Annotated in this window: 4 protein-coding genes; 2 read left to right on the top strand and 2 right to left on the bottom strand. The window is 55.9% G+C overall.

The genetic code is table 11. The features are described from left to right. Positions 1 to 36 precede the first annotated feature (36 nt). On the top strand, positions 37 to 984 hold the full coding sequence (gene fmt / locus ACFE7X_RS21955) for a methionyl-tRNA formyltransferase (RefSeq protein WP_375437831.1): 948 nt from the start codon (positions 37 to 39) through the stop codon (positions 982 to 984). 93 nt (positions 985 to 1,077) lie between these two features. After that, positions 1,078 to 1,563 carry a dihydrofolate reductase gene (locus ACFE7X_RS21950; RefSeq protein ID WP_375437830.1) on the top strand — a complete coding sequence of 162 codons (486 nt, stop codon included), beginning with the start codon at positions 1,078 to 1,080 and terminating at the stop codon, positions 1,561 to 1,563. A gap of 85 nt (positions 1,564 to 1,648) precedes the next feature. Here the strand turns inward: ACFE7X_RS21950 and ACFE7X_RS21945 are convergent, their stop codons facing one another. Then, positions 1,649 to 6,787: a C25 family cysteine peptidase gene (locus ACFE7X_RS21945; protein WP_375437829.1), complete on the bottom strand. Its 5,139-nt coding sequence runs from the start codon at positions 6,785 to 6,787 to the stop codon at positions 1,649 to 1,651. A 92-nt stretch (positions 6,788 to 6,879) separates the two neighbouring features. After that, the gene (locus ACFE7X_RS21940; protein ID WP_375437828.1) at positions 6,880 to 7,053 is read right to left on the bottom strand and encodes a hypothetical protein; all 174 of its coding nucleotides are present in this window, start codon (positions 7,051 to 7,053) and stop codon (positions 6,880 to 6,882) included. Positions 7,054 to 7,134 lie beyond the last annotated feature (81 nt).

Below are 7,134 nucleotides of genomic sequence, written 5' to 3'. Positions count from 1 at the left end.
CTCAGCGCCCTCTGCGGGCTAAAAACACTCCAACGAATGTTAAAAGTCATCTTCATGGGCACTCCCGAGTTTGCGGTGCCCACCCTCGAATCTTTGCTGACTTGGCCGGCTTGTGAAGTGGTAGCCGTTGTAACGGCGCCGGATAAGCCGGCAGGGCGCGGGCGGCAACTGGCTGAGTCCGCTGTGAAACAAGCAGCAGAGCGGCACGGGCTGCCCGTGCTACAACCTACCAATCTTAAATCGCCGGAATTTCAGGCCGAGCTTAGAAGTTACGCGGCCGACTTGCAGGTAGTAGTTGCCTTCCGGATGCTACCGGAGGCGGTATGGAACATGCCGCCGCGGGGCTCCATCAACATCCACGCCTCGCTGCTGCCGCAGTACCGCGGGGCGGCTCCTATCAACTGGGCCCTAATCCACGGCGAAACTGAAACTGGGGTTACTTCCTTTTTTCTGCGCCACGAAATTGATACCGGCGACTTAATCTTCCAAGATGTGGTGCCCATCACTCCCGACGACGATTTTGGAACGCTGTACGAAAAGCTGAAAACCACCGGCGCCGCCTTGGCTTTGCGCACGGTGCAGGCCATTGCTGCTGGCACCGCGCCTAGCTTACCACAAGCAGAAAGCGCTGCGCTCCGTGCCGCGCCCAAAATCCAGAAGGAAACCGGCCGCCTCGATTTCACGCAGCCTGCTATGACGCTGGCCAACTTGGTGCGCGGCCTCTCCCCTATCCCCACTGCTTTCACCCAGCTTCCCGACGGCCGCACCCTCAAGGTATTCAAAGCCCACCCCTTCGACGATGAAGAAGCCAGCGGCCCCGATGCTGGCGGTGTCGGCCGCTGGTACACCGACGGCCGTACGTACCTGCGGGTTCAAACCGCCAATGGCCTACTTGAGTTGCTGGACGTGCAACTAGAAGGCAAAAAGCGTATGCTCATAGCCGACTTCCTGCGCGGATTCAACGTTGAATTGCTGGCGAGTTGATAGGCAAATGGGTGCCTGCTGCGTAAGTAGTTAACAACTAGATAGTTGTTGGGTCATCAGAAAGTCAACCATTCACAGTTCAACCAGCATGCAATGCTTGCATTCGTAGTAGCCACCGCTGAAAATGGTGTTATCGGGCGCGACAACCAACTCATCTGGCACCTACCCGCCGACTTGAAGCACTTCAAGCAACTCACCCAGGGGCATCCCGTCGTGATGGGTCGGCGCACCTACGAGAGCATCGGCCGGCCGCTGCCGAACCGCACCAACATCGTTGTGACGCGGCAGGTTGACTGGCAGGCCGATGGGTGCGAGACAGCACAGTCGGTGCCCGCTGCTTTAGAGCGTGCCCGCCAGCTTGACGAAGAGGTATTCGTTATTGGGGGGGCGGAAATTTACCGCCAGGCCCTACCCGCCGCCGACACCATTTATCTAACGGAAGTTCATCACAGCTTCGAGGGCGACGTTACCTTTCCTGAGCTAGACCGCGCCGTATGGCGCGAGGAAGCGCGCCAACGACACGAAGCCGATGACAAGCACGCCTATCCCTTCACTTTCGTTACGCTCCGACGCCGGTAGCGGTAGCCTGGAATGCAACAAGCCCTGAATGCGCGCATCCAGGGCTTGTTTTTTAAGATTGTTTGTTCTCAAACGAAAATCACTGCTACCGCAAGAGTACCAGTTTGCCCCAATCTTTTTTGAAGGCTTTATCCCCAGCGGTAGGCCGGCGGCTAAATGCACTCTCCGGATCGTCGAGGATGACGCGGTAGAGGTACGTCCCGTTGGCTAATTTGTCGCCGTACTCGTCGGTGCCGTCCCAGGCGTATTCCGAAATGTTGTTGCCTATACGCAGGGGGCCTAGCTCCGCCATCATAATTTCGCGCACCACTCGGCCCGTCAGCGTCAGCACCTGAATCTTCATGTCTCGGGGCGGCGTGGTGCCCGTCAGCGTGAACACAAACTTGGTCTTGCTGGTAACAGGATTCGGATACGGGTAAATGTTGCTGATAGTGGATTCGTTGATTACCTCGAAAGTGATGCGGTAGGGTTCAACCGCTGCGGCTTTACCAGTTGCATCTCGGCCTTGCACCTCCAGTGTGTAGATGCCATTCTCAAGGGGAGTGTTTTGCCCCATTCGGACCTCTATCTGCGCCGTCCCCTTTGTAGAGTCAGACGAAAACCGCACGTTGGAACCAGTGAGGTCTACAGGAACAGTAACCTGATTGGCCGAGGTCAGCAACACCTGAAAGTTGCCGACGTTTTTGATTCGGCGCAGTCGATCATCATCGCGCATCTGCACCGTAATAATGGGTGTAGGCGATACAATATCCCCGTTAAGAATATGTATCCCGTCGAAGGCTACATCCAGCGTGGGAGGCACGTTGCGGTCATCTACGCGAAAAGGGTCTAGCAGCAACTCATTGTTGAAGGCATACAGCTCTGGTAAAGCGCGCGGGCTTGGGTTGACGACCACATTGCCACGAAGCGCCCCAGTTAGTCCTACCACGTTCACCTTTGCCTCGAAGCTTACCTGGCTATCCGCGCGCAGAGCCCCGCCGGGCACATCCACCAAAGCCTCCCGGACGCCGGTACCCTCATTGCGCAGCAGAATTCTGGCCTTCATCGGGCCGCTAAAGTCAATCGACGACACATTCTGGAACACCATCGGTACCGTAACGAAACCTGTCTCAGCGGCTTGCCGGGCTAGGGTAGCGGGGTCATATGCGGAGGCGGGCGTAGCCAAATCGCGGCGCACGATACCTTCTGGTATCCCCTGGTAAGTGACTAGCCATTGCTCTAACTGCGGCGCCGTACGGTTTAGGGTATCCCGTAGTTCCAGCACGAGTTGCAGATACGGATACTGTTGGGCCGAGATATTGGCCAATGCCAGGCTCCGGCTCGTGACGTTGGCATCAAGCACCCGCTCGGTGTTGGTAGTATCGATGCCAACCAGTTTCAGCGTGTAACTGTCCGAAGGATCAGGTGTACGGACGGTATGGTAGAGGTTTAGCCACTGCCGCGCCGGACCAATTTGGGTTGACGCGATTCTGCCGCTGCTCGCTCTAGTTAGGAGCGTATCCGTAAGAATAACGACTTGGTTGACGGGGAGAGTAGAGCTAGCAGGGTCGGCCGTTACTTCACGTACTACCCGCGGGTTAGGTCCTTTTTGCACCAATAGGGCGTACGGTTCACCGTCCTGCAACTGGTTGATGCGCTGTGCGCCCAGGGAGGTGAGGGTGGCTTTCAAGGAAGTGGAGAACGTCGCGAAGTTCACCTTATTCATAGAAATCAGCGCCACATAATCGCCGGGCTGCACGTTGGTAAGCAGGGCTTGTAGCTGTGCCTGCCGAACGGGAGAGTTGATATTGTCGGCAGCGGAACTTGCGAAATGGTAAAAGCGCAGATTGGCTTGACCACAAGAATCGTAGGTGCCGGCTATGTTGCGTACCGGCCGAAGCGTACGGCCACTAAACACAGCTACCATCATATTGGGCTGCGTCACAGCACAGTTGGCCACGTAAGGAGAAGTGGAAGTGCTGATGCCGTCCGTTAGCTGGCTGAAGGTTGCCGGGCCGGTGCCGCCACCGCGCGTAGTTAGCACAATAGGCTCTTGCACATCATCGAAATTCCAGCGCCCTGAAGGAGCTACGAGCTTCATACCCGTTAGCTGGTCGCGCGTGAATTGGCCATGATGGCTCTGCGACCAGCCTCCGGCGCTGCCCGGAATTACGCGGAATGAGCTGGTAGCCCAATCTCGGCTTTCGTCTCCGGTTGGTGTTTGGAAACGCAACCGCCAATACCACACCACACTGTCGCGCCCGGCAGTTGAGGGCAGCGTAGGCCGCCAGTCAGGAACCAAAGTAGTGGTGACGGTGCGGGCCTGCTTGAGGGCGCTAGTGAAGGTGGGCACTGTATCCAGTTCCATCTCATAGGTTCGTGAGGCGCCCCGGGGGTCGTTGGTCTGGCCTACTAAGCGCAAGTTGACGGCGGGCACAATTGCAAATTCTGGGGGCCATATGGTTCTCACCCCGCCTTGCAGAAAGTTGAAAGTAAGCTGGCCGCTATTATTTGTTTCGCTTATCTCTGCAACCCGATTGCGGTAGTCGAGAGCCACATCAAACCGGTTGTCGCCGAATACGTTGCCCGTGTTGTTTAGTACGAATGTGTAGGTGGTATCATGCCAGGCTTGGCGTACTGTACGCGTAATAATATCGGGGGGGCGAGTACCCGTACTGGTAGCCGGATAGGTGCGCGTAATGCGAACGTCCAACGAGTCATACGTGATTTTGCCGGGATTCCGGACGTGAACTAGCAGCTTGAAATTAGGAGAAGAAGCCTGCACCTGCCCGGAGCCGTTGGCCTGGATTTGCAGGTCGGTGTTACTGGTAATGAAATCAGGCCGCTCGGGCGAGAAAAAACGCAGCGCTGGGTCGCCAAGCCACACATTAATCATGGCCTGCGCGATGGTAGAGGCAGCACCACCCGTGGTAATCAGCATGCGTCGGGCGGCCTCCGCTTGCAGTACGGGTATCGGCTTGCCGTACCAAGCAGGATCATTGAAAGCTACTTTGTAGAACTCGGTTGTGAAAGCATCTAGGTCGTAAGCGAAACTCTCATCGGAAGCCGCCATGAAACCTACAGCTCCTTTATTTTCCGCAAAAATCCAGTTTTCAGAAACCGTTTTGATGTTAGTATTTCGGTCTACGGCATTAGCGGCACAGCCATTTAGCAGAAATACCGGATATTTTCCGGCGTTGTTGTAGCCTTTGCCGGGCTCGGTGGGGTCGCCGAAGTTCAGGTCAAAATCCGAGGTTGAGCCATGACCGAAATAAGTGATTAACGACACGCCCGCATTCACCTCTGGCGCAAGGGTGATGTTCACCGGGAAGTTAGTACCCCCAGACAAGCGCCGGCGGTAGGTAGTAACCACTTGCCCGCCAAACAAAGGCCGTTCGGCCAGCTGTTTGTATTTGTCTATGTACCTCTCGAATGTCGAGTATTCGGTTGCATCAGTGCCGCCTGCCATATGCACGAGGTGCTTGCGCCAGGGTTCTGCGCCTAATGCCTCGTGCTCTTTCAGCTTATTCAGATAGCGAACAACTTCCTGGGGCTGCGTGGCCGACAAGCGGCCTGTCGGCATTCGGGCAACATATCGGTTGTTCTCCCAGTCGGCAGAAAGAAAATTGTCGGAGCCGCTACGAGTGGTTGAAGGCACTAAGTCGATGGCGGGCGCCAGTTGGCTCCGGCTATACTCCCCCACTATCAGCCCCTTGCCTAGTAATAGCAAGTAATTAGTTTGAGTGGCCGGTGAATTAGCTAGCTCCCAGCGCACATAATTGCGCATTGCCATTACTGATTTCTCACCGTAATGAAATTGGTTGTATAGCTGCTCCGAGGTCACCACCACGGTATCATAGCGGCCACCGGCAGCTGAGTGACGGTAATCGGCGTAGGCTCGCACCGGGTTGGCTACGTTACCTACCGGCCGCATCAGCGCCGTATGGCTGATGATTAGAAAATTGGAAGTTGCCGCGTTCAGGGTGCGGAAGCGTACGCGCACGGCGGGCCGCGGTACAGCGGCCTGCGCTTCGTCGGCGAGTAGAAGGCGACGAGTCTGGCTGGCAGTAGCGCTTGGGAAGCTATAGCCCCGCTGCTGACCAGCTAGCGCTACGCCCTCCACACGCTGCATGTTGTAGATGTCGGTCAGGTCGAATCCGCGTACAGTAGCGGGCAAGCTATCCACTGCATAGTAGGCGGGGCCCGTTAGCGTGGAATCGTTGAGAAATGCCATCTGCTTTAGCCCGGAACGCCACCGGCTGGCTTGCGGATAGGTATAGCGAACATAGCCCACCCGAAAGTTATGCTGCTGGCCTGGGATTTTTGGCGCAGGGTCGCGGGCATATGTAACGATAGTTCCGCTAGGGCCGACGTCGGAATTGCGTAAAGCATACCGAAACAGACGCTTCTCATAACCATTAAAGGAAACTGAGCCCAGAACTCGCTCCGTATTAGTACCGGGCTGTAAAACACTCACTTGCACAGTATGAGCCCCACTCCACGCACCAACAAATAATAGTTCAACTTGGGGCAGGGTACCAGCTGTGCGCGCTACTGCCCAGGCAGAATCGGTTGCCATACCGGCTACTTGGTTCCCGCCATTCGCACCAAACCTTACCGACAAGAAACCCTCTCCGGCCTCACCCCAAGGCTGGTACACGTTTACGAATGGTTCGTCGTTGACGTATGCAAACTGGCCTTGCACTGGGTTGCCGTTGAACAGCACTTGCCGCTGCGCCAGTCGGGTAGGATGCGGCGCGGCAGTGGGTGTGGTAGCTACGGGCGCCATCCGCTTGCCATTGGCCGTGGCCGACCAAGTAAGGAAATACGCGGCTGTATCCGTATAAAGGCTATAGAGGTCGTGGGGTTGGGTGGCAGTCCCGCCTTTGTAAAAGGCTCGGTCAAGCTTACCATCGTTGCGCTGGCCGTAGAACTCGAAGAAAGTGGTAGCATCCAGCGTGCTCTGGTTGCCGCCGGCATAGATGGCCACCTCCTGGCCACGCCGCCACAACTGAATCCGCTGGGGATTCACGCCGCTAATTCCTGCCTGGGCAAGATACTGCTGGTCGATACGGTAAAGACCGTCTTTAAGTACTTTGATCTTGTAATACTGCTGGCTCGGTACAATCCATTCGTTGCCAAACAGACCCGGATTTTGAGCGGCTGCCGGGCTTGCTGCCAGCAGCCATACCAGTAGCAATCCATACCAACCTAGAAATTGCTTGCGATTGTATTGGTTCTTCATAAAGTAAACTGTGCAATAACTTAGCTGCTAAAAGGTTAACTGCTATAAGCAACACTCTCAACAACCATTCAACAAGTAAGCACCCCAACTATTTATTTGATACCGTAGCCCAATGACACGATGATATTGTTGGTTTGCGTGCGGCCTCCAAGCTTTTCTATGGCCAATTGTGACAAGGCGAGGTCGAGACGCAGACCACTCAGGGCCACTCCTACCCCAAGGCTAGGCTGTACTTTCCATTCCTCTTCGTCGGTGAATGTTTTCACTTTCTGAAAGTTGCTTACGCCACCGCGTAGAAACACCAAGTTCTTGTAGCCGATTTCCAGGCCCGCCCGCGGGTCAATGCT

Source organism: uncultured Hymenobacter sp., from assembly GCF_964242765.1.
In the GTDB taxonomy this organism is placed as follows: domain Bacteria; phylum Bacteroidota; class Bacteroidia; order Cytophagales; family Hymenobacteraceae; genus Hymenobacter.
This window is presented reverse-complemented; position numbering and strand designations above follow the sequence as displayed.

Coding starts and splice junctions, on each gene's coding strand:
- fmt (WP_375437831.1), top strand. CDS start 37: ATGTTAAAAGTCATCTTCATGGGCACTCCCGAGTTTGCGGTGCCCACC.
- ACFE7X_RS21950 (WP_375437830.1), top strand. CDS start 1,078: ATGCTTGCATTCGTAGTAGCCACCGCTGAAAATGGTGTTATCGGGCGC.
- ACFE7X_RS21945 (WP_375437829.1), bottom strand. CDS start 6,787: ATGAAGAACCAATACAATCGCAAGCAATTTCTAGGTTGGTATGGATTG.